Here is a 22,940-nt window from a genome sequence, read left to right as displayed (position 1 = left end):
GATCATTGTGCATGCTGTGGAAGAAAATCCGTGAATCTGTCCTGCGTCGGCGGATTCACATCTTCATTTTACGGCGGAATTATTTTTTTAGTCACAAGTTAGCAATCGCTAATTAGTAAACGCTAACACGAAAGGATGGAGTGAAATGGGTATTAAAATCGCATTAGCCGGTAACCCGAATGCTGGTAAGACCACACTGTTCAATGCATTAACAGGTTCGAACCAGTTCGTCGGTAACTGGCCGGGTGTTACCGTGGAAAAGAAAGAGGGTAAGCTGAAAGGGCACAAAGATGTTGTCATCACAGACTTGCCGGGTATCTATTCTCTTTCCCCGTACACGCTGGAAGAAGTCGTTGCCCGAAATTATCTGATTCAGGAGCGTCCGGATGCAATCCTGAACATCATCGACGGCACCAATCTGGAACGTAACCTGTATCTGACCACACAGCTGGTAGAACTGGGCATTCCGGTAGTTGTCGCGATCAACATGATGGACATCGTTCGGAAGAACGGCGACCAGATCCGCATTGACCAGCTGGCAAAGGAACTGGGCTGCAAGGTCGTGGAAATTTCCGCACTGAAGGGCACCGGCATTGACGAAGCTGCAAAGGAAGCCATGCAGGCTGCGGAAAGCAAGATCCCCATGGTTCCCCAGCACAAGTTCTGCGGCTGCGTGGAGCATGCCATCGCACATATTGAAGAAGCTTGTCTGCATGACCGTCCGGAAGCACAGCAGAGATGGTATGCGATCAAGATCTTCGAACGGGACGACAAGGTTCTGGAACAGCTGAACATTCCGGAAGCTACCAAAAAGCACATTGAACAGGACATCGAAGCCGCAGAAAAGGAAATGGACGACGATGCAGAAAGCATCATCACCAACGAACGGTATCTGTACATTGCTTCGATCATCAAGGACTGCCTGAAGAAAAAGAGAACCGGCATGACCACTTCTGACAAGATCGACAAGATCGTCACCAACCGTTGGCTGGGTCTGCCGATCTTCGCAGTCATCATGTTCCTGGTGTACTATATTTCCATGGTTACTGTAGGTTCCGCTGCAACAGACTGGGCAAACGACGGACTGTTCGGCGACGGCTGGCACCTGCTGGGCATCGGCACCAGCTCCTACAACGATGCCGCTGATGAATACGGCGACACCAATGCGATCATTGACGGCTATGTGGCTTATCTGGGCGAACAGGGCGTTGATACAGAAGAACTGGAAAGCTACATTGACGCAGAAGCAGACACCTTTGACGGCGAAGCTGCAAAGGACATGATCCTGAACTATGAAAAGGATTACAACGCAGACTTCTCCTATGATGTAGAAGATGAAGAAACACTGGAAGTTACCACAGAAACTGCTTCCATGGACGACCTGACCACTGCGGCAGACGAATTCGCAAAGGGCGAACCGGATCCGGCAGATTATGGCGTATGGGTTCCGGGTATTCCGGTACTGATCGAAAAGGGACTGGACGCTGCCAACTGCGTGGACTGGCTGAAGGGTCTGATTCTGGACGGTATCGTTGCCGGTGTTGGTGCAGTTCTGGGCTTCGTACCGCAGATGCTGGTACTGTTCATTCTGCTGGCAATTCTGGAAGCCTGCGGTTACATGGCTCGTATCGCATTCGTTATGGACCGTATCTTCCGGAAGTTTGGTCTGTCCGGTAAGTCCTTTATCCCGATTCTGGTCGGCACAGGCTGCGGCATTCCGGGCATCATGGCTTCGAGAACCATTGAAAACGAACGTGACCGCCGTATGACTGTTATGACAACCACCTTTATCCCCTGCGGTGCAAAACAGCCGTTTATCGCAATGATCGCCGGTGCAATCTTCGGCGGTTCTGCATGGATCGCAACCGGTGCTTACTTCCTGGGTATGGCAGCGATCGTTGTTTCCGGTATCATTCTGAAAAAGACAAAGATGTTCGCCGGCGATCCGGCACCGTTTGTTATGGAACTGCCGGCATACCACATGCCGACTGTCGGCAACGTACTCCGCTCCATGTGGGAACGCGGCTGGTCCTTCATTAAGAAGGCTGGTACCATCATCACACTGTCCACCATCTTCGTCTGGTTCACTTCTTACTTCGGCTGGGTTGACGGTGCATTCCAGATGCTGAGTGAAGACCAGATGAGCCACAGCATTCTGGCTTACATCGGTAAGGGCATCTGCTGGATCTTTGCTCCGCTGGGCTGGGGCGACTGGCAGGCAACGGTTGCCGCTGTAACCGGTCTGGTCGCAAAGGAAAACATCGTTGCAACTATGGGTATCCTGTACGGCGGCGGCGACGGCGTGTACAGCAATCTGGCAGCTGCATTCACCGGCGTAGCAGGTATGTCCTTCCTGATCTTCAACCTGCTGTGTGCACCGTGCTTCGCTGCAATGGGTGCGATCAAGCGTGAGATGAACAACACCAAGTGGTTCTGGTTCGCAATTGGTTACGAATGCGGCTTTGCATATGTCATTGCCCTGATCGTCAACCAGCTGGGCAACCTGTTCACCGGTCAGCTGATGACTGCCGGCAACGGTGTTGTAAACATCATCAGCCTGATCGCTGCATTCGCACTGATCGTTGCAATGATCTACCTGCTGGTTCGTCCGTACAAGGAAAGCAACAAGCTGGGCGTAAAGGTAAAGGCATAAGGCAATACCGCACAAAGAGCGTCTGGCGACTTTGCACGCCATCTGCTTGCAAATTTCCCGTCATATTTCACAAAAATGCTCGTGAATACATCAAGTATTCACTCCGCTTTTTGTTTCATCTGACGAAAAATTCGACGACGCATCTGTCGCACAATCTTTGTGCGGTATTGCTATAAACAAAATTGACCTGACGTTTCAAAAGGAGGCATTTCTATGGGAAGTGTCATTGTCGGAATCATTGTTGTAGCGATCATTGCTGCAATCGTCCTGTCCATGCGGAGTGACCGCAAAAAGGGAAAACATTCCTGCGGCGGTACCTGCGGCGGCTGTCCGAATGCGTGCAGCTGCCACGGCGACACACAAAAACATAAACAGAAATCCTCAAAATAACGAAACCTCTCCATAAAGAAAAGCAGGAGCAGCTGGAATACGGCTGCTCCCGCTTTTTGTCTTGCGATAAACTCTCAATAAAAGTACACAATATAATCCTTACGAAAAAACGCCGTTCCTGCACGTGGAACAGCGTTTTTTCTATATGTAGAATAGTAAGAAGATGTCGTTTTTAAGGAAACACTGAATAAAGCTTGTGCGTAAGATGCGTAGTCAGATTTTTCGGCAGATTGCATAGAAATTCCGCAGGCATACTGCCGTATGGCAAGGGATTTCTGGGCAATATGACGGAAAATCTGCAAGCAGATTGCGTGCAAAGCCGTCAGGCGGGCTTTATTCAGTGTTTCCTTAATTGTTCTTTTTCTCGTCCTTCTGAATCGGCCTTCCCTGCTGTGCTGCCAGCAGATCGCGAATTTCTGTGAGAAGCTGCTCCTCCTTGCTGGGCTTCGGCGGTGCAGGCTTTTCTTCCTGCTTGCGGCGGAATATGTTCATTGTCTTTACGATCAGGAACACGCACAGCGCTGTCAGCAGGAATGTGATAATTGTGTTCAGGAAGCTGCCGATCGCGATAAAGGGGTGATTGCCCCACGGGATCGTGATTCCCAGCGAAGAAAAATTGATACCAACCAGCACGGTACCGATAACCGGCATCAGAATGTCATCGACCAGCGAATTGACAATTGCCGTAAACGCAGAACCCACGATCAGACCGACTGCCATATCCAGCACATTTCCTTTGGAAATAAACTCCTTGAACTCACCAACAACGCCTTTCAGACCTTTTCCGGTTTTCTGCAATGCTTCTTCAGTTGTTTTCTTGTCCATTTGAACTCACCTTTTCTTTATTTTTAGGCACACCATGCAAAGCTTGTGCGTAAAATGTCCTTTAGGCAATACCGCACAAAGATTGTGCGACAGATGCGTCGTCAAATTTTTCGTCAGATGAAACAAAAAGCGGAGTGAATACTTGATGTATTCACGAGCATTTTTGTGAAATATGACGAGAAATTTGCAAGCAGATGGCGTGCAAAGTCGCCAGACGCTCTTTGTGCGGTATTGCCTTTATTGTGCTGCATCTGCTTCTGCGTCCGGAGCCGTTTCTCCGGAAACATCGGCTGCACTGTCTGCGGCACTGTCTACTGCATGATTATCGGCAGCACCAGAGGCCTCTGAAGCTGCCGCTTCTCCGCTCTGTACCTCTCCGGTGTCCACCGTCACAATAAATCCGTCGCTGTTGTTGCCGGAAATGGTGTACTTTTTATCCGGCGGCACCATGACATAGGTAGAATCCGCAGCTGTATCAGCAGCCACATAATATACCTGATAGATCTCGCCGTCCCAGTTGGTAATGGACAGCGGCACGTCTGCACTGTAATTTTTCAGCAGTGTCAGATATTCTTCCAGACAAACGTTGTTCTCCTGCATATAAGCGGCATGGGGCTGTCCCACATAGCGGTAGTGCCAAGGCTCTGCCTGAATGCCGGTGGTGTCCTGCTTGTCCTCGGTGTAGCGGAGCACATAGCCATAGTGGGAACAGTTCTCATTGATCCACGCATATTCTCCCGTGCCGTCATAGTCGGACTGCACACCGTCCTCATACAGGGAGAAGTCCAGCGAATAGCCGCTTTCGTGCTCGCTGTGTCCCGGCAGTGCCACACGGGTGGAAGTCTGTTCTCCGGTTGCCTGCAAGTCCTCATCATACAGTTCCTGCTGCTGGGCATTGGTACGATAGCCGCTGATGACGATCATATCCTGATGACCGGTAGCCACATAGAACGCGTCCAGCATTTGATTCAGGGCATCTACCGCCTGCTGCCGCAGACTGGTTTCTGTGCCGCTGACATGGTAGTTGTCCGTCTTGTGGTCGTAAATGCTGACGATCTCTGACGGGTTCTCCTCCACATAGGCAGTATTCGCATTGACCAGAATCAAATCTCCCGCATGCACATCTTCATTGGAAACAGAAACATTCTCATAGACATTCTGCGGCTCTGTCGCAGCTTCGCTCATGTCGCTTGTCAATTCCATGCCATCTGTTCCCTGCGAGATCGGCTGCAGCGAATGGTACATATGAAATCCCTGATAACCGACAAATGCCACCAGTGCCACAGAGATCACGATTTCCGCCACCATTTTTCCGCCGGTACCTCTGGGGCGGCGTGGATTCGGACGTTTTGTCATCTGCTTCTGCGGCGAAGCAGCCTGCTTTTTGGGTGCTTTTTTCTTGGCTGGTTTGCTTTGTTTTTGTTCTTCCCTGCTCATCGAAAAACCTCCAAATATCAAGACGGCATCACACAAATTCCATATCGTGCCGCCGAGTGAAATCTCAAACATCTTTTCAGAAAACACGGAAAAAACTTGTACGCAGTATCGCATGCAAAGTTGTTATTCCGTATCGCCTTTATATTATAGCATATTTTACGCAAAATGCAAATACTTTTTATGCAAATTTTTTTCGAACGGCAAAATTGACATGCTATGGAAGCACTGGATAAAGCCCGCCTGACGGCTTTATGCAGTGTTTCCCTACATCTATAAAATCACCGCCGCACGTCGCCAATATCCGTGACAATGGCATATCCCGCCGAAGCCACCCGCTGTTCCAGACAGCTTCTGCACTGGGCGGACTCCTCCCCTGTGCAGATCTTGTCCTCGTACAGCGTATACAGCTTTCGCACGGAAACCGGCGACAGATTCGGCATGACCACGTTGGCACCGGCACGCAGTCCCATTTCCCGCCCCTGCGGGTGGATCGTCCCCAACGCCGTAGTTGCCGGAATCAAGGCATAGGGAAACAACAGACGCAGAATGCCGATCAGCCGCAGTGTCTGTGCCAGACTGCCGTTGGGCTGTTCCCGAAAAGGCGTGTCTTTATGAGTGAGATAAGGTCCGATGCCGATCATGTCCGGCTCCAGTTCCTGCAAAAAGCGTAGGTCGGCACAGAGATTTTCCGTTGTCTGATACGGTGAGCCCACCATAAATCCGGAGCCTACCTGATAGCCGATGTCTTTCAAGTCAAACAGACAGCGTTTCCGGTTTTCAGACGAAAGCGGCTGGGGGTGCAGACGGCGATAGTGTGCCGCGTCTGCGGTTTCATGCCGCAGCAGATACCGGTTTGCACCGGCACGGAAAAACGCCCGATAGCTGGACTTTTCCCACTCCCCGACAGAAAGCGTAATGGCACAGTCCGGAAACCGTTCCCGTATGGCAGAAACCATTTCACAGACACGCTGCTCCGTGAAAAAGGCATCTTCGCCGCCCTGTAGGACAAATGTCCGGAACCCCAGTGCGTACCCCTCTATGCAGCAGGCAAGAATTTCCTCCGGTGTCAGCCGGTACCGCTGCACATGGGCATTGCTCCGGCGAATCCCGCAGTAATAGCAGTCGTTCCGGCAATAGTTGGTGAATTCGATCAGCCCGCGGACAAATACATCTGTCCCGTACCGCTGCCGCCGCACGCGGTCTGCCGCCTGAAACAATGCTGCATCATAGCGGTCTGTTTCCAGCAGCGAACACAGCAGAGCGTCCGGCAGGTCCCGCTGCTGCTCCAGCGTTGCGATCAGTTCTGACATGGAAAACCCCGTCCTTTCCTGCGGCAGCACCGCACAAACTTTGTGCAGCGTTGCCCTATGAGAAAATATTGCTGCCATTCGAAAAAATCCACAAAAAAGACTTGCAATTATCCCAGAAATCTTGTATAATAAAACTATACTGGCTGAATAATCACAGTCAAAAAGGAGTTATATTATGACAACAGATGAAATTATGAAAAAAATTCGGGAAGGTCTGACCGGCGAATACAGCGTAGACATGGTCTATCTGGAATCACAGGCAGACAAGTACCGTTCCGCAAAAAATGCAAAAGAAATCGGAAGTGCAATCGCTGATCTGGCATATGAGATCCTGCCGGACGACAAGCGGGAAGTCCTGAACAAAATGATGTACATCGACGGCAAGCGGCTGGACGTTGTCTTTGCCGAAGCCAACAAGCTGATTCAGGAAAAGAAAATCGAAGAATCGTTCAAGCTGACAGAAGCACTGTACACCAAGATTCGCATGAACTATCGGGAAACCGAATCGGAAGTATATCTTAGCTTCCGCAACACGCTGGAACATCAGCTGTATCTGTACTTCTACCGCCCGTCCAAGAAGCTGGTGCGTCCGGTCTTTGACCTGTCGCAGATGATCCTGCTCCACGGTTACAACCTGCTGGAACTGAACCGTGCAGAAGAAGCTGCACGCGTCATCAACGATGCGATCCGCTACAACCCCATGAACACAGATGCCTATTTCGAACTGGCAGAGTGCTATAAGTCCCTGCGGGATCACGACCAGCTGCTTTCTGTTATCAAGGAAACGCTGGAAGTTGCCGTAACGCCGGTACAGATCTCCCGCTGTTACTGCAATCTGGGCTTCTACTGTGTGGAAGTCAAGGACTATGACCGTGCCGTTTGCTTCTATTATGAGAGCCTGATCTACGCCGACCACCCTATGGTTCCGGCAGAGCTGCACCATATCCACACCATTACCCAGAAAAAAATCGTACCACCCACACGAGAAGAAGTCAACGAGGCTTTCGAACACTACGGTATGAAGTGCGGTGCCAATGAGGACGTAGTCGGTGTTATCACAGCACTGGCAAAGGAAGCCATCGAAAACAAAGACCTGCCGGCAATCCGTTTCTATCTGCATATGCAGTATGGTCTGACCAATGACCCTGAGATCAAGGAAATGCTGGATCGCTACGACACCCTCGCCAAGGAACGGGGACAGGCATAATTTTTTCACACTTACTAAGAACCGATCACACGGACAGCAGCAATGCTGTCCGTTTTTTGTGCGGTGTTGCCTTATTTTTCATATTGCTGATATGCCTCGTGCAGCCGCTTTGCCATTTCCTGCCGCAGCGTTTCCGGAGCAAGCACTTCCATATCTGCCCCGTATTTCATGATCCAGCGATACAGTCCGTGGCTGATGCCCATTTTGGCACGCACCAGAATATAGTTTTCGGGGTCGGTTTCATCTTCCCGCACATGGGCATAGTTTCCCAGCTGTTCGATCATATCGTCCAGCAGCACCCGCTTCACCCGAAGCTGTACATCTTCGTACACCTCCGGTACAAAAATGTCCGCGGAAAAGCCCTCTGCTTTCGACAACTTCGGCATGATGTCAACCCGTTCTCCCGCGGTGATGTCTTTCATGCGGTCGATGCGATAGTTCCGCACATTGCCGGTGTCCTCCACGATCACTTTCAGATAAAACCGCTCTGCAGTGTAGACCACCTGACATGGGATTAGATTTCGCTTTTTGGTATAGTATTCGATGACCCGATTGGTATTATACTTGCCGTACTTGAAATTGATCTTCCGCTTTTCGGCAATAATCTGGTGCACACACTCCAGATTATCCAGCAGATCCAGTGACGGCGGAGCCACCTCACTCAAGGTGATCCGCCCCACCAGCTTCCGCACTTCTGCTTCGGAACACAGCCCTTCAAATTTCTTGAACAGCCGCTGTTTTTGTTCGTTGTTCAGGAATTTGTTGATAGACACCGAGTCCACCAGAAACCGAATCTCATTAAAGGTGAAGCCCCGTTCTTTCATGTAATAATACGCTGTGTTGTGGGCTCCTTTCCGAACTCCAACGGTATACCCCATGGTGTCCAGCCTTTCAATGTCCCGCTTGATGCTCAGCACCGATACCGCTCCCAGATTCGTCTGGTTCAGCAAGTACGCCTGAATCTCTTTCAGCGTTGCCCCTTTTTCCGCATCGGTATTGTGGCTAAGATAATCCAGCACATAGAGAATTCGCGACATGGTATCCTCCTTTACACAGTTACCGGCAGCGACGGAAACAGATGCACCAGAAATTGCAGCAGCACCACTACATCTCGATTATCCAGCACGCCGTCTGCATAACAGTCTTTGTTCTGCTGCTGGGCATCGTTGACATGCACCTGCCCCATGATGATTTTTTGCAGCAATACCGCATCGCTCATGTCCACCAGACCGTCCAGATTGACATCACCGACGATACGCGGCAAAACCGGCTCTGTCTGTGTCGTTGTCACTGTTGTGGCAGCAACAGTTTCCGAAGTGGCTGTACTGCTATCGGGGTACCTCGCCCCCTCCAGCGGTTCCTGTGAGGAAATCAGGAGCATATCCCAGTACATATAGTAATGATTGGTATCTTCCGGCAGGTAGTACACCCCAATGCCGATATACTGATACGGTTCTCCCAGCATGGCTTTCCGGTGGGTGGGAGAATCGATCCACGCCTGCACCACTTCCTGCGGTGTGTCGTATCCTGCCGCCACGTTTTCCGCCGCATAACAATTGGAATCCAGCGTGGAATCCTCAATGACGCTGAACCATTCCCGCCCGTCCGGTCGGTTGTGTCCGTAAGTCTGCGACAGTTCTTCCGCACGCTGTGCCGATAAATCTAACAGTACCGGTGCCAGTTGCAACGCCGGCAGTCCGTTTTCCTGCCGGAACTGGTTGGTCAGTGCTGCCGCTTCCTCTGCAAAATTGGTCATGTCTGCCGCTGCGGAAACCTGCCACTTTTGCGGAAATCCGCCGAATAGTATAGAAAACAGTACCGCCAGACCGCAAAAAACGGCAATTCCCTTTTTTCGCATCTCCACACCTCCTTTGTGTGTTTGTGATATTTTAGGGCAATACCGCACAAAGAGCGTCTGGCGACTTTGCACGAACAATCTTTGTGCGGTGTTTTCTTTATTATACTACATGAGGACATTTTTTTCAATACATTTCAACGAACATTTGTGAAAATATACAGAGAATGCCATTTCAGATGAAAAGAAGGGAGAGAGAAATGATGTGACTGCCATTCGTGTGATGCATTGCCTTTTTCATCAAGGGTAAGCGAGCTCTTTTCTTTTTTTGCTTCTTTTTTTCTTTTCAGTAAAGAAAAAAAGAAGCGTAACTCCTTGTGAAATCGTTTGATTGCTGTAGAGAGTAACCCCTCAGTCACCTGCGGTGACAGTTCAGCACGAGGCACGCCCTTCGGGTGCCCTAAAGGGGAGCCTAGCAATACAAGCTTGCAAACGCCGTAAAAATAAAAGTTGACCGACTGTACAAGTAACACCTTAGAAAAACAACGCTGCAAGTACAAGCAAGGGTAACTATCGGCATTGGCAAGCCCAAGGCGGACAGCGAGTAAAACGAGCGAATTCCGCCGAATGGTTTCGACCTGATTACCCTAGGATGTGTTGACACTAAACCTGACACGTGTCTTTTGGGGTGATTTTTCCCCAAAAACCAAAAGCGTCATGCAGTACAACACCTGCATGACGCTTTCATCACAATATTTTTTAACTCGTCTTAGGAATTCTTTACTGCCGTTTCGTCTTCCTTGCGAATCTGAGCACGCTTGATCTTGCCGCCCAGCGTTTTCGGCAGTTCGTCCACATACTCAATGATACGCGGATACTTGTACGGTGCGGTGGTGTGCTTTACGTGGTTCTGGAGTTCCTTGGTCAGTTCCGGACTGGGGGTATATCCCTTTGTCAGAACGACAGTTGCCTTGACAACCTGTCCACGAATCGGATCCGGAGCCGCAGTGATCGCACATTCCAGCACAGCCGGATGTTCGATCAGGGCACTTTCTACCTCGAACGGTCCGATACGATAACCGGAGCACTTGATAACATCGTCATTTCTGCCCACGAACCAGTAGTAACCATCGGAATCCCGCATGAACACATCGTGCGGGCAATAGCTGCCGCTGCCCAGAATTTCCTGTGTCATTTCCGGATTCTTATAGTAGCCCACAAACAGACCGGTGGGGTAAGCCTTTTTCAGGTTCTGCATCACCAGTGCACCCTGCTCGTTGTCCTTGGTTCGTGTGCCGTCATCATTTTGCAGCACAATGTCATACAGCGGCGAGGGCTTTCCGGTAGAGCCGGGCTTCGGCGTGATCCACGGGAAGTTTGCCAGCAGAACCGAACCCTCGGTCTGTCCGAATCCCTCGCGAATTTCCTTGCCGGTCAGTTCCTGCCAACGATAGTATACCTCCGGATTCAGCGGTTCACCGGCGGTGGAGAAATTCTGAATGCTGGACAGATCATAAGAAGCCACATCTTCCTGCAACATAAACCGGTACATAGTCGGCGGTGCACAGAATGTGGTCAGCTTGTAGTCCTGCATCTTTTGCAGCAGATGTGTCGGCACGAACTTGTCCATATCATAGGCAAAGATCACTGCCCCGCAGATCCACTGTCCGTAAATTTTACCCCAGCCGAACTTTGCCCAGCCGGAATCAGATACGCTCATGTGCAGCTTGTTTTCCTGTACCTGCTGCCAATATTTCGCAGTCACGATATGTCCCAGCGGGTGGGTGTAATCGTGTTCTACCATTTTCGGTTCGCCGGTAGTGCCGGAGGTGAAGTATACCAGCATCAGGTCATGTGCCTTGGTGCCTGCTTCACCGGTGGGACGTGCAAATTCTGTGGGGAACTTTTCCACTTCCTCGTGGAAGTTCCGCCAGCCCTCGTGAGAGCCGCCCACTACGATCTTGTGCTGAATGCTGGGCACAGAGGGCTGAGCCTCGTTCACCTGCTCCAGTACATACTTGTCGTCCAGACATACCATGGTGTGGATCTGTGCACTGTTTCCGCGGTAGATCAGGTCTTTCTTTGCCAGCTGCAAAGAACCCGGGATCAGAATGGCACCGATCTTGTGCAGAGCCACTGCACAAATCCAGTACTCCCAGCGGCGGCGGAGAATCAGCATGACAACAGTTCCCTTTTTGATGCCAAGGCTCTGGAAATAGTTGGCTGTCTGGTTGGACAGGCGGGAAATGTCCGTGAATGTGAACACCTTTTCTTCGCCGGCATCATTGCACCAGACCAAGGCTTTCTTTTCCGGCTCCTGCTTTGCCCATTCGTCTACAATGTCAAAACCGAAGTTGAAGTCGTCCGGAATGTTGACACGATAATTTGCTTTGAAATCCTCGTAACTGTCAAAATCGATACGAGGCAAATATTTGTCGAGCAGCATATGCAAATGCTCCTTTTCTGTTCAGATTTTTCTGCATGGAAAATCCCATTGCCGCACCTGCTGCGGCAGTTTTTTCCTGACAGACACTATTTGAAAAAACAGTGATTATTTTTATTATACTACAATTCACCGAGCCTTGTCAAGATTTTTTCCCACTTTTTTGCACAACTTTACAAAAGAGGCAGATCTCCCTGCCGAGAGGTCTGCCCCATATCCATTTCTTCTCTTTTTCTCTGAGGAAACACTGCAAGCAGATTGCATACAAAGCCGTCAGGCGGGCTTTATGCAGCGTTTCCTTAATTACTTGAATTTTGTCCGCATAGCACGGGTGGAATTCAGAATCGCAATGACAGACACCCCGACATCTGCGAAAACTGCCGCACCGATATGTGCCAGACCGACAGCACCCAGTACCAGCACGATTGCCTTGACACCCAGTGCAAAGACGATATTCTCCCGTGCGATGCCCATAGTCTTTTTGGCGATGTGCATCGCCAGCCCCAGCTTCGAGGGCTTGTCGTCCAGAATGACCAGATCCGCTGCCGCAATTGCCGCATCAGAACCCAGACCACCCATGGCAACGCCTACGTCAGACTGTGCCAGCACCGGAGCATCGTTCATGCCGTCACCCACAAAGACCAGCGTTCTGCCCTTTGCCAGCTTGGCACGGTATGCCTGCATGAACTGTACCTTATCCGCCGGCAGACACTTGGCGTGTACCTCGTCCAGCTGCAAAGTGTCCCCGACTGCTTCCGCCGCCGATTCGCTGTCGCCGGTCAGCATTGCCACCGTGGAAACCCCAGCCTGCCGGAATGCCTGCACCGCCTGTGCAGCGTCCGGTTTGATCGTATCCGCAATCAGGATATAGCCGGCATATACACCGTTCACAGCCAGATGCACTGCTGTACCAATTTCCGTCGGTGTTTCCGGCTGCAAGCCGGCATCTTCCAGATAAGCCGCATTGCCTGCCAGCACCTGTTTGCCGTCCACCCTGGCAGAAACGCCGTGTCCGGCAATCTCCTGCACGTCTTCCACACGTTCCGTATCGATTGACTTGCCGTATGCCTCTTTCAGCGACTGGGCAATGGGGTGATTCGATGCCGATTCCGCAAGAGCTGCCAGCTCCAGCTGTTCCTCCGGTGTGATTTCCACTGCTTTCTGCTTGGTAACGTGGAATTTACCCTCCGTCAGCGTACCGGTCTTATCCATGACCACTGTCTGTGCGTGGGACAGAGCTTCCAGATAGTTGCTGCCCTTGACCAGCACACCGTTTTTCGAAGCACAACCGATTCCGCCGAAGAAACTCAGCGGCACGGAAATGACCAGTGCACACGGACAGGAAATAATCAGGAACGTCAGTGCCCGATAGATCCAGCCGGAGAACGGCTGACCGGTGATCAGCGGCGGCACTACTGCCAGAATGAGGGCAGCAATGACCACGCAGGGGGTGTAATACCGTGCGAACTTGGTGATAAATTGTTCTGTTTTCGCCTTGCTGGAAGCGGATTCTTCCACCAGTTCCATAATTTTGGAAGCTGTGGACTCCGAAGCCGGCTTGGTGACAACCAGTTCTACTGCACCGCTCAGATTGACACAGCCACTGCAAACTGCGTCACCCTCTGCCGCACTGACCGGCATAGATTCGCCGGTGAGAGCCGCCGTATCAATGGTGGTGTGTCCCTCAAAAACAGCAGCGTCCAGCGGGATTTTTTCGCCGGGGCGAACCAGAATATGCTCACCGACTTCCACCTCATCTACCAGTACCGTTTCCGGCTTGCCGTCCCGCAGGACAGTGGCTTCGTCCGGACAGAGATCCAACAAGTCGGACACTGCCTGACGGGAACGTCCCACGGCAATTTTTTCGAACAGTTCGCCGACCTGATAGAACAGAATAACTTCTACAGCTTCGGGATACTGTCCGATTGCAAACGCCGCAATGGAGGCGATCGTCATCAGGAAATTCTCATCAAATACCTGCCCGTGTGCAATGTTCCGCACAGCCTTTTCCAGCACACTGAACCCCGGCACCAGATACACTGCCAGAAAAATCAGCAGTTCCGCCCACCACGGCAGCGTCAGCAGATGTGTGACCACCATTCCCACGGCAAACAGTACCGCACCAATAATGATCTTGATCAGAATTTTACGCTGTTGTTTTGTCATATGAATCGCCTCCTGTTTTTTATCATGGGCAATACCGTGCAATGCTTATGCAGTGTTGCCCTTACTTGATGATAATCTCGCAGTCCGGTTCTACCTTGCTGATGCACTTCTGTGCAGCCTTCAGCACCTTGTCAAAATCCGCATCGTCTGCCTCCAGTGTCAGCTTCTGTGTCATGAAGCTGATAGTTGCCGACTTGACACCGTCCAGCTTCTGGATCGCTGCCTCCATTTTTGCGGCACAGTTTGCACAGTCCAGATCATTCAGCTTAAATACCTTTTTCATTTGCGTTTCCTCCATGCAATTCATTTGAACGATTGTTCATATGTTCATTATATACAATTGCAAGGCAATTGTCAACCCTTTTCCCGAAAAAAATCAGACTCCGCCGCATCTTCAAAGAAACAAAAGTATCTCTATCATTTTGCAGAAAAAAAGAACGTATCCAATTCGAATACGTTCTCTGTCTATCGTTATTGCTTTGTTTTATTCGCTGTAGGAGAAATCTTCTCTGGTGAGAGCCGCTTCGGAGTTATAAAACTCCATTAAGGTGTTGTTGTCGGTGTACTCTCCGAGATAAGGAGCATACCACAGCCCGAAGTACGACCACACCGCGTTATCCCGAAACATGGCATTCATGTCCGGCACGTTGCTGCACTCGCTGATCGCCAGAATCTTTCCGGCGGACATGTTCCGCAGTGCCACATACTGTTCGTAACGGCTGCCGTAAGTCTGATCTTTTTCCACGTACAGATCCAGTGCCGCAATGTCGTACATGCTGCTGTCCACCAGGAAGCTGCTGCTCTGTCCGTTCCAGACCCAGAGCAGATTGTTCAGGTGGTGGTACTCTGTCATACGGGTGTACAGCAGCTTCCAGAGCCACTGGTAATTCTCTGCCCCGTCAGAGCCCCACCAGTACCAGCCGCCGCCAGCCTCCGGCAGCGGTCGCCACAGCACCGGTACATCGGCATCTGCCAACGGCTGCAATGCCTCTGAAATGCTGTCGATGTCCGACACCAGAGCATAGCAGTTCTGCGAGATCTTGCCCTCTGTCACCATGGCAGACAATTCCTCCAGCGACTTTCCGGCAATGTCCTCGTCTGTCACCGCCGTTTTCAGGTCATAGGAGGTGTCTTTCTCGTAGATCGTTCCCGTTCCCATGGGAGCGTTCCAGAGCCACGAAAGCCCTACCACACCGCCGTCTTTCGCCCACGCCAGACTGTCCGCCACAGCAGTGGCGTTCTGGGAATCCCCGCCGTTGGGAGAATAGGCGTTCATGTCCGCAAACCGGATCAGCGGGTATTTTCCGGTGATGTTATAGATCTCGTCCAGTTCCTTGCCGCTGTTGTCCGAGGCATATTGTCCGGTAATGATTTTGGAACCGTAGTTCTGCTGCAAAAATTGATACAGCTGCTGTGTCCTGGCAGTCGCCTTGCCGTTCACCGGTGTGGCGGAAATTTCAGAAGTCCCGTCATATAAGCTGGTATTGTTCACCAGTTCAATGCAGTCAATGTCCACAATACCGTCCACCGGAGCCACCGACAGTTCACACGCTCCTGCATTGAGGAAGATCCCCTGAATCTTGACCCGCATGAAATTGTTGGTGGCATCGGTTTTCATGGTGTAGACAGTTTCGCCGTCCACCTGAATCTTACAGGTCGAAGCGGCACTTGCCCCCACTACAACGGTGATGTCATAGTGCTGTGTCGCCGGAATCTCGGCATTCAGCACCAGACTGCTGTCATTCTTGGCATCCAGCCCACTCAGGTAGCCGTTTCCGGAATAGCCCAGTCGGGGCATCATCGCCACGGAACAGCCGCTGGGAACGGCAGCATCTTCTGCCTCCAGCTTCATGGACACGTCCTGTCGGGTGATTTCCGGCACCTGTAACGCCACAGACGGGTACTGCTGTGCCGGAACCGTTTCTGCTTCTGTTGCAAGCTGTGTTGTGGCAGTTGCCACCGAAGCGGACGACTGGGATTCTTCCTGTTCAATTTTTGCACACCCTGTCAGCAGCACACCTGCCGCCGCCAGAGCGAACACTTGTTCTTTCCTCAAAATTGCTCCATCTCCTAGAGGGATCGTCCGGAGAAACACGACAGGCAGCACACAGGCCGCCTGCCATCTGTTTCACCCGAATATTACGCTTTCAGACGATAAGTCATGCCCTTTTCTGTGGGGAACCGCAGCAGTGCACCGTCAATTTTGGCATCAACTGCTCCCGCATCACTGGACACACTGGTCACTGTATTGGTACGAACCGTGCACATATTTCCGCTGAGAGAGCGGATCACCGCAGTTTCCAGCTTGCCGGCATGCCATATCATATCCACTTCAAAGCCGCCCCGTGCCCGCAGACCGCTGATGCTGCCGTCCTGCCACGATTCCGGCAGTGCCGGCAGCAGATTGATCTCGCCGGAATGACTTTGCAGCAGGCACTCGGCAATTGCCGCCGTGCCGCCGAAGTTGCCGTCAATCTGGAACGGCGGGTGAGAATCCAGCAGATTCGGGTTAGTAGACCACGCCAGAAGCTGCTGGAAATTTTCGTATGCCATGCCGCTGTCTAACAGTCTTGCCCACAGATTGATGATCCATGCACGGCTCCAGCCGGTATGCCCGCCGCCGTGGATCAGCCGGCGGATCAAAGTTGCACGGGCAGCCTTGCCCTGCTCCGGTGTGTAGTACGGTGTGATCAGATCTGCCGGATACAGAGCAAACAAATGGGAAATGTGGCGGTGTCCGATCTCTACTTCCTCGTAATCCTTTGCCCACTCCTGAATCTGCCCGTATTTGCCGATTTTCAGCGGCGGCAGTTTTTGCAGCAGGGTTTCCAGTTCTGCGGCAAACTCTCCGTCCCGTCCCAGCAGCTTGCTGCTTTCGATGACGTTCCGGAACAGCACCGTCAAAATTTCCGTATCCATAAACGGTCCGCTGCACAGGCAGCCCTTGGCACCGCTTTCGGTTTTATAGGTATTTTCCGGCGACACAGACGGGCAGGTCACCAGTTCGCCCTCGTCGTTTTCCGTGAGATAGTCCACGAAGAACAGGGCAGCCTCCCGCATTGCCTCATAGTGCTGGTCGAGGAATTCCAAGTCCTGCGTGAACTGGTAGTGCTCGAAGATATGCAGGCAGAGCCATGCCGCACCCATAGGCCAGATCGTCGCCGGCATCCACAGATCCTGCGGAGCCGTATCGCCCCAGATGTCTGTGTTGTGGTGGCAGACAAAGCCGCGGCAGCCGTACATTGCCTGTGCGGTTTCCCGTCCGTTTGCCCGCATGCGTTCGATCAGGTCGAACAGCGGCAGATGACATTCCGACAAATTGCAGACTTCCGCCGGCCAGTAGTTCATCTGAATATTGATGTTAATGGTATAGCGGCAGCCCCACGCCGGCCACATGTCCTGATTCCAGATACCCTGCAAGTTCATAGGCTGTGTCCCCGGGCGGCTGGCGGACAACATCAGATACCGCCCATAGTTGAAGTACAGCACTGCCAGCTTGCTGTCGTGGATCTGTAGCTTGCACTCCTTGTGGTCACCCTCGTCGCCGCGAAGCCGCATCAGGCGTTCATCTGTAGGCAGTTCGCTGCCGCCCTCGCTGTTGTCCGGCAGGGTGAACCGTACCCGACGGAACTTTTCCTGATACTCCGTCAGATGCCGGTACAGCAGTTCCTCATAGCTACAGTCCGCCGCATAGGATGCGTCCAGCTTGGCGGAGTCCTCATACTGTTCTCCGTGGTAAAAGCTGGTGCCGACGCTGAGGATCAGCGTTACCTCATTGGCATCTTTTACCTCCAACGCTCCGCCCACCATGCGGAGTGTGCCGCCCTCGGCAAATCCGGTCAGAGCTGCGGCGAAGAAAATGCCGTCTTTGCTGCCGGTACCGCCGTCATAGACCAGCATGTTGGGGTAGTCCGTGCAGGGACGGCAGTCGTCGTAGTAGTCATCTCTGCCGTCCAAGGTTGCCCGCAGGTTGACCATTGCCGGCTCGCTGGCGGCAATGTGCATCACCAGCACCCGATCCGGTTCTGAAACGAACACTTCCCGCACATAGGTGATGTCGTTGGCGGTAAAGCGTACCGTTGCCAGTGCGTGTTCCAGATCCAGACTCCGCTGGTACTGCTTTGCCTTTCCGGCAAAATCCATGTGTAAATTCAGGTTGCCCAAGGGCATGTAGTGTCTGGAATTCGGCGTCACGCCCTGCATTTTTTCGAAAGCAACTTTTTCTGCTTCCGGAATGCGTTCCTCTTTCAGCAGCTTCCGGACTTCTTCCAGTCCCTCCCGTGCATCAGGATTGTTCCGGTTCCGCTTGCCGCCGGACCAGATAGAGTCCTCATTCAGCTTCAGCACTTCATCTGCTGCACCGCCAAAGATCACGGCTCCGATTCTGCCGTTGCCGACAGGCAGTGCATGGTCAAAATCCTCTGCCGGTTTTTCATACCAGAGCATCGTTTCTGCGTCCATGTCAAATCCTCCGTTTTTTCGGGGACTCCCGCCCCTGCATTTCCTCTGAAAGCTGCATCAGCCGCCCCAGCATTTTTCCGCACCGGATCCGGTCGGCGTTTTCCTGTGCCGCATTTTTGGACGGCGGGATCACGCGGACGGAGTACGGTGCTTTTGTATGTTTTCTGGATTCATTCTGCTGCATTGCCGTTTCCTCCTGAAACAGCATATGCGGCACAATGGTGTATTTTTCATTGCACAGCTGCAAAGTAACACTGCACAAAGCACAAATAAGAGCCAGAGCCCATTTTGTATCCGGACATGCAGGCAAAATGCGTGCAAAAAATACAAAACAGGCTCTTAAAGCACGGTATCAATGCTGTGCTGTTTTTCCATGACCAGACCTGTAAGCCGAGTTCTGTCGTGTGTGATAATTTATCTGGTCTGTGAGTCGCCTCACAGCTCTAGCCGCCATTACGCCGCTGTCCACCGGACCGATGTTAAGACAGCGTGTACCAATAGACGTTGCACCGGATAAGGTTTACATAGCAGTACAGTCTCCTGCACTCTGGTGTGCTCTTACCACACCTTTCCACCCTTACCGCAGGAAACCCGCGGCGGTATCTCTCTGTTGCACTGGCTCTAGGGTCGCCCCCGGCTGCCGTTAGCAGCTATCCTGTCCTATGGTGCTCGGACTTTCCTCACAGCGAAACCGCTGTGCTATCACACAGTCTGCTCATGGACTTTTATTATACCGGATTTTTGCCGTTTTGTCAAGTCCGGATTTTTTCTGCATAAAGCTTGTGCGTAAGATGTGTCGTCAGATTGCGTACAAAGCTGTCAGGAAGACCTTGTGCGATATTGCCATAACGAACCGTTTATTTCGGCAGTGTATCTTTATAATTGGAATATTTTCCATCGGTAAGCAGTTTTTCATATGCCGCATACGCTTCCGTCAGACTATTATAACGTTCACCTTTGGTATATGGTCTGAATCCGGCAGAATTATAAATATGATCTACGATCGCGACATAATTTTTACCCTTATTCGATCGTTCTGCCGTTGTCGTTTCAGAGATATAAAATCCACCATCTGCCCTGCTGATGATCACAGGGATCTTTTTCCCCGCACCAACTGCTTCAGTATCTACCGAAGTCCAGAACAGATACCTTCCGGAAGCATCATTCGGACTTCCCAAATATGCCCATGTACCGTAATTCAGCAGACTGCTTTCTCTGATCTGCTCCTGTACTTTTGGTACCATTGTAGAATTGGGACACTGAGAATCGATCTCAAAGCGAGCAGATTTATTTGCAATCAAATCTGACAATATACTGGTTTGATTCAGTGCACTATGCAGATCTTCGTTAAAATCAATACCAGTAACTGTACTGGTTTCACTCTTTCCTTTCCAGTAGAAAACAATGCCGGTCGAGGGCGTATAGGTGATCTTACACTCTCCGTTCGCCGCGGGGATACCCTTCCAGTGATCTGTATCCCCTTCCCAGGTATAGTGTTTGATCCCCGCAATCGTTACAGGATTGAACGACTGCCAGTCATCTCGTTTTTGTTCAAGCTTTACCGTTTTGGACACACCTGCTGCTCCATCGATCATCGATGCCGTTCTGACTTCGAGATATGCCTCACGCACATTGGTGATGTCAATGGTTTCATGACTTCGTTCAATATATTGCAGCAGAGCGGGCACCAAAATTGTAGCAAGAATCCCCATAATCACAGAGGCAATCAAAAGTTCAACAAGCGTAAATCCATTTACTTTATTCTGAACTTTACTCATAACAACCTCCACGCTCCTTTAGCGGCATCACTGCACAAGGGAAATACTGAATAAAGGCAATACCGCACAAAGATTGTGCGACAGATGCGTCGTCAAATTTTTCGTCAGATGAAACAAAAAGCGGAGTGAATACTTGATGTATTCACGAGCATTTTTGTGAAATATGACGGGAAATTTGCAAGCAGATGGCGTGCAAAGTCGCCAGACGCTCTTTGTGCGGTATTGCCTAAAAATGTTGTGCGGTGCTGCCTTATACCTTTTTCCACTTTCAACGATCCGCATACATGACCTGCACACAACGGTATCTGTGTATCGTTTTCTCATTATACTATAGTGCACATAAAATTGCAAGCAAAAAAAATTCAAAAAGAACCGAAAAACGCAGGAAGCACGTTATTTTTTACAGTATTTTTCAAAGACGTTCACAAATCAAAATGCTTGCATTTTTGTAAAATTTGTGGTATACTAAAGGCGACATCTTTTTCTGAAAAAAGGAGGTATCACAGTTGAAACAGATCTATTTTATCTGCAATCTGCATTCCGGCAGAGCCTCGGCGGGGGCACATCTGGCAATGATTATCGACAAATTCACCGCTGCCGGATTTCAAGTGACCGTACACCCGACACAGGACCGCGGCGATGCCACCGCCTGTGCCAAGCTGGCGTGCGATGCCGGCTGTTATGATATTCTCGTCTGCTCCGGCGGCGACGGCACCCTGAACGAAGTCATTCAGGGCTGTATGAAAAGCAAGACCCAGTGTCCCATCGGTTACATTCCCCTTGGCTCCACCAACGACTTCGCCCGCGGTCTGGGAATTCCCAAGGATCCGGAACAAGCCGTAGACTGTATCATTCACGGCGAAGATCTGGTATGCGACGTGGGCAGCTTCAACGACAAATACTTCACCTACGTGGCAGCATTCGGAGCATTTACGGAGATCTCCTACGAAACGCCGCAGCATTTCAAAAACCTGCTGGGACACTCCGCCTACCTGCTCAACGCGATCTCCAAGCTGCCGAAAATTCGGGCATACCGCATGCGGATCGAATACGACGGCGGCGTGATCGAGGACGAATTCCTCTACGGCATGGTGACCAATTCTTCCTCCGTTGCGAAATTTCTGGCTCTGTCCGATGTTCGCTGGGACGACGGCTTGTTTGAAGTCACCCTGATCCACAAGCCCTCTAATCTGGTGGAATTCCACAAACTGGTCATGGCATTCTCCAAGATCCAGCTTGGACTGGCAAAACAGTATCTCCACTATTTCCGCACATCGCACCTGAAAGTCACTGCACTGGACGAAGAGCCGGTTTCGTGGACCATTGACGGCGAATACGGCGGCACAGAACGGGTCAACGAGGTGTTCAACCGGAAACAGGCGGTGACGTTCCACGTGGACCCCGCCTGCCGCGAACAGGCAGAAGAAAACGCCGACAGCGGTTTTGCCATAGTCAAGCCTCTGCCGGACGATGTCCAGCCATTCGGCATAGAAAAGCAAACCGATGACGACGCGGAAAACAGCTTCCAACCGGAAGAACCCGATCCAGATTCTTCAGAATCATAAAAAATGATGCAGATCGCGTGCAAAGCCGTCAGGCGAGCTTTGTGCGATGGTGCCATAAATCGCTGCGGGTGTGCCGGGTCCCTCAAAGAACTGGGGATTCGGCGGAGCCGGTACCATTTGATTTTCTTCATAGAGCATGATCACTGTCCGCAGGATCGAAATGCCCCAGTAAATGCTGAAAAGTACACATACGACAATGCCGACGATTCCCAAAATGATACCGCAGCGACGCATGCCGCGGCTGTAATTCCACTGCCGCTTTTTCGCCCTTGCCGCATAGACCAGTGCCACGATGCCCGTCACGACGGACAGCACCGGCAGCTGGCAAAACAAAAACGACACGATCCCAAAAATCAATGCTCTAAGATCATAGTGATACTCCGGTCCCATAAACGGAGGTCGGTTGGAATATTGCTGCATGGCATTTTTCCTCCTGCCTTTGATGAGAACCTGTTTTCACAGGCGTATACATGTGTCTTGTGAAGTCAGGTCCTGAAAGGCAATACCGCACAAAGATTGTGCGACAGACGCGTCGTCAAATTTTTCGTCAGATGAAACAAAAAGCGGAGTGAATACTTGATGTATTCACGAGCATTTTTGTGAAATATGAGAGTCTGTTTCGTATCTGACGTATGCAGATTGCGTCGTCAGATTTTTTGAGAGATGAAGGGAAAAACGGAGAAATTCTTTTGTGGTTTTTCGATTATTTTCCCGAAATATCTCGGAAAATATGCACGCAAGATGCGTGCGGGAAGATACGAAACAGGCTCTGAAGGGAAATTTGCAAGCAGATGGCGTGCAAAGTCGCCAGACGCTCTTTGTGCGGTATTGCCAAAAGGAAACACTGCATATTCCTGTGCAGCGTTGTCCCTGTATCAGTATCTTAGCAGAATTCCGGAATTTTGTCAAG

The 22,940-nt window shown here is 51.2% G+C and carries 17 protein-coding genes and 1 other RNA gene; 4 read left to right on the top strand and 14 right to left on the bottom strand.

Annotated features, from left to right (window positions below):
• Nucleotides 1-145: 145 nt before the first annotated feature.
• Together DXB92_RS05780 and DXB92_RS05775 are read left to right on the top strand one after the other, a co-directional pair.
• Nucleotides 146-2,653 carry a ferrous iron transporter B gene (locus tag DXB92_RS05780; protein ID WP_117733050.1) on the top strand — a complete coding sequence of 836 codons (2,508 nt, stop codon included), beginning with the start codon at nucleotides 146-148 and terminating at the stop codon, nucleotides 2,651-2,653.
• Between the two features lie 213 nt (nucleotides 2,654-2,866).
• The gene (locus DXB92_RS05775; protein ID WP_021682634.1) at nucleotides 2,867-3,043 is read left to right on the top strand and encodes a FeoB-associated Cys-rich membrane protein; all 177 of its coding nucleotides are present in this window, start codon (nucleotides 2,867-2,869) and stop codon (nucleotides 3,041-3,043) included.
• 348 nt (nucleotides 3,044-3,391) lie between these two features.
• Here the strand turns inward: DXB92_RS05775 and mscL are convergent, their stop codons facing one another.
• The 3 genes from mscL to hydE form a co-directional block, all read right to left on the bottom strand.
• Nucleotides 3,392-3,868, bottom strand: a complete 477-nt coding sequence (gene mscL / locus DXB92_RS05770; protein WP_117733048.1) for a large-conductance mechanosensitive channel protein MscL — start codon at nucleotides 3,866-3,868, stop codon at nucleotides 3,392-3,394.
• Between the two features lie 237 nt (nucleotides 3,869-4,105).
• Nucleotides 4,106-5,305, bottom strand: a complete 1,200-nt coding sequence (locus DXB92_RS05765; protein WP_181976928.1) for a M15 family metallopeptidase — start codon at nucleotides 5,303-5,305, stop codon at nucleotides 4,106-4,108.
• Nucleotides 5,306-5,583: 278 nt separating this feature from the next.
• On the bottom strand, nucleotides 5,584-6,615 hold the full coding sequence (gene hydE, locus DXB92_RS05760; protein ID WP_117733044.1) for a [FeFe] hydrogenase H-cluster radical SAM maturase HydE: 1,032 nt from the start codon (nucleotides 6,613-6,615) through the stop codon (nucleotides 5,584-5,586).
• A 175-nt stretch (nucleotides 6,616-6,790) separates the two neighbouring features.
• On the opposite strand from hydE, the gene DXB92_RS05755 reads away from it, so the two are divergent.
• Nucleotides 6,791-7,822, top strand: coding sequence for a hypothetical protein (locus DXB92_RS05755; RefSeq protein WP_021682627.1), 1,032 nt, complete (start codon nucleotides 6,791-6,793; stop codon nucleotides 7,820-7,822).
• 71 nt (nucleotides 7,823-7,893) lie between these two features.
• On the opposite strand, the gene DXB92_RS05750 is transcribed toward DXB92_RS05755, so the two are convergent.
• From DXB92_RS05750 to DXB92_RS05705, 10 genes are all read right to left on the bottom strand, one after another.
• On the bottom strand, nucleotides 7,894-8,859 hold the full coding sequence (locus tag DXB92_RS05750) for a WYL domain-containing protein (protein ID WP_117733042.1): 966 nt from the start codon (nucleotides 8,857-8,859) through the stop codon (nucleotides 7,894-7,896).
• A gap of 11 nt (nucleotides 8,860-8,870) precedes the next feature.
• Complete coding sequence (locus tag DXB92_RS05745; protein ID WP_117733040.1) at nucleotides 8,871-9,680, bottom strand: CAP domain-containing protein; 810 nt, start codon at nucleotides 9,678-9,680, stop codon at nucleotides 8,871-8,873.
• A 706-nt stretch (nucleotides 9,681-10,386) separates the two neighbouring features.
• Nucleotides 10,387-12,063 carry an AMP-binding protein gene (locus DXB92_RS05740; protein ID WP_242986607.1) on the bottom strand — a complete coding sequence of 559 codons (1,677 nt, stop codon included), beginning with the start codon at nucleotides 12,061-12,063 and terminating at the stop codon, nucleotides 10,387-10,389.
• Nucleotides 12,064-12,363: 300 nt separating this feature from the next.
• Complete coding sequence (locus DXB92_RS05735) at nucleotides 12,364-14,226, bottom strand: heavy metal translocating P-type ATPase (protein ID WP_117733036.1); 1,863 nt, start codon at nucleotides 14,224-14,226, stop codon at nucleotides 12,364-12,366.
• A gap of 61 nt (nucleotides 14,227-14,287) precedes the next feature.
• Nucleotides 14,288-14,509 (bottom strand): cation transporter, encoded by a 222-nt coding sequence (locus DXB92_RS05730; RefSeq protein ID WP_040646307.1) that lies wholly within the window; start codon nucleotides 14,507-14,509, stop codon nucleotides 14,288-14,290.
• A 201-nt stretch (nucleotides 14,510-14,710) separates the two neighbouring features.
• The gene (locus DXB92_RS05725; RefSeq protein WP_147330025.1) at nucleotides 14,711-16,282 is read right to left on the bottom strand and encodes a glycosyl hydrolase; all 1,572 of its coding nucleotides are present in this window, start codon (nucleotides 16,280-16,282) and stop codon (nucleotides 14,711-14,713) included.
• A gap of 83 nt (nucleotides 16,283-16,365) precedes the next feature.
• Nucleotides 16,366-18,687, bottom strand: a complete 2,322-nt coding sequence (locus DXB92_RS05720; protein WP_117733032.1) for a glycoside hydrolase family 95 protein — start codon at nucleotides 18,685-18,687, stop codon at nucleotides 16,366-16,368.
• Nucleotide 18,688: 1 nt separating this feature from the next.
• Entirely contained in the window at nucleotides 18,689-18,871 is a 183-nt protein-coding gene (locus DXB92_RS13340; RefSeq protein WP_147330024.1) for a hypothetical protein, read from the bottom strand.
• A gap of 186 nt (nucleotides 18,872-19,057) precedes the next feature.
• Nucleotides 19,058-19,405, bottom strand: an RNA gene (gene rnpB / locus DXB92_RS05710) — RNase P RNA component class A.
• A gap of 139 nt (nucleotides 19,406-19,544) precedes the next feature.
• Nucleotides 19,545-20,465, bottom strand: a complete 921-nt coding sequence (locus tag DXB92_RS05705; RefSeq protein WP_117733028.1) for a prepilin-type N-terminal cleavage/methylation domain-containing protein — start codon at nucleotides 20,463-20,465, stop codon at nucleotides 19,545-19,547.
• 506 nt (nucleotides 20,466-20,971) lie between these two features.
• Between DXB92_RS05705 and DXB92_RS05700 the strand changes: the two genes are divergently transcribed.
• Nucleotides 20,972-22,030 carry a YegS/Rv2252/BmrU family lipid kinase gene (locus DXB92_RS05700; RefSeq protein ID WP_084194289.1) on the top strand — a complete coding sequence of 353 codons (1,059 nt, stop codon included), beginning with the start codon at nucleotides 20,972-20,974 and terminating at the stop codon, nucleotides 22,028-22,030.
• Here DXB92_RS05700 and DXB92_RS05695 read toward each other — a convergent pair.
• Complete coding sequence (locus tag DXB92_RS05695) at nucleotides 22,025-22,450, bottom strand: DUF4190 domain-containing protein (RefSeq protein WP_040646313.1); 426 nt, start codon at nucleotides 22,448-22,450, stop codon at nucleotides 22,025-22,027. The genes DXB92_RS05700 and DXB92_RS05695 overlap by 6 nt on opposite strands.
• Nucleotides 22,451-22,940: the final 490 nt, after the last annotated feature.

Source organism: Ruminococcus sp. OM06-36AC (genome assembly GCF_003438725.1).
GTDB lineage: Bacteria > Bacillota > Clostridia > Oscillospirales > Ruminococcaceae > Ruminococcus_C > Ruminococcus_C callidus.
The sequence above is the reverse complement of the archived record's forward strand: the minus strand, read 5'-3'. Positions and strand labels throughout refer to the sequence as shown.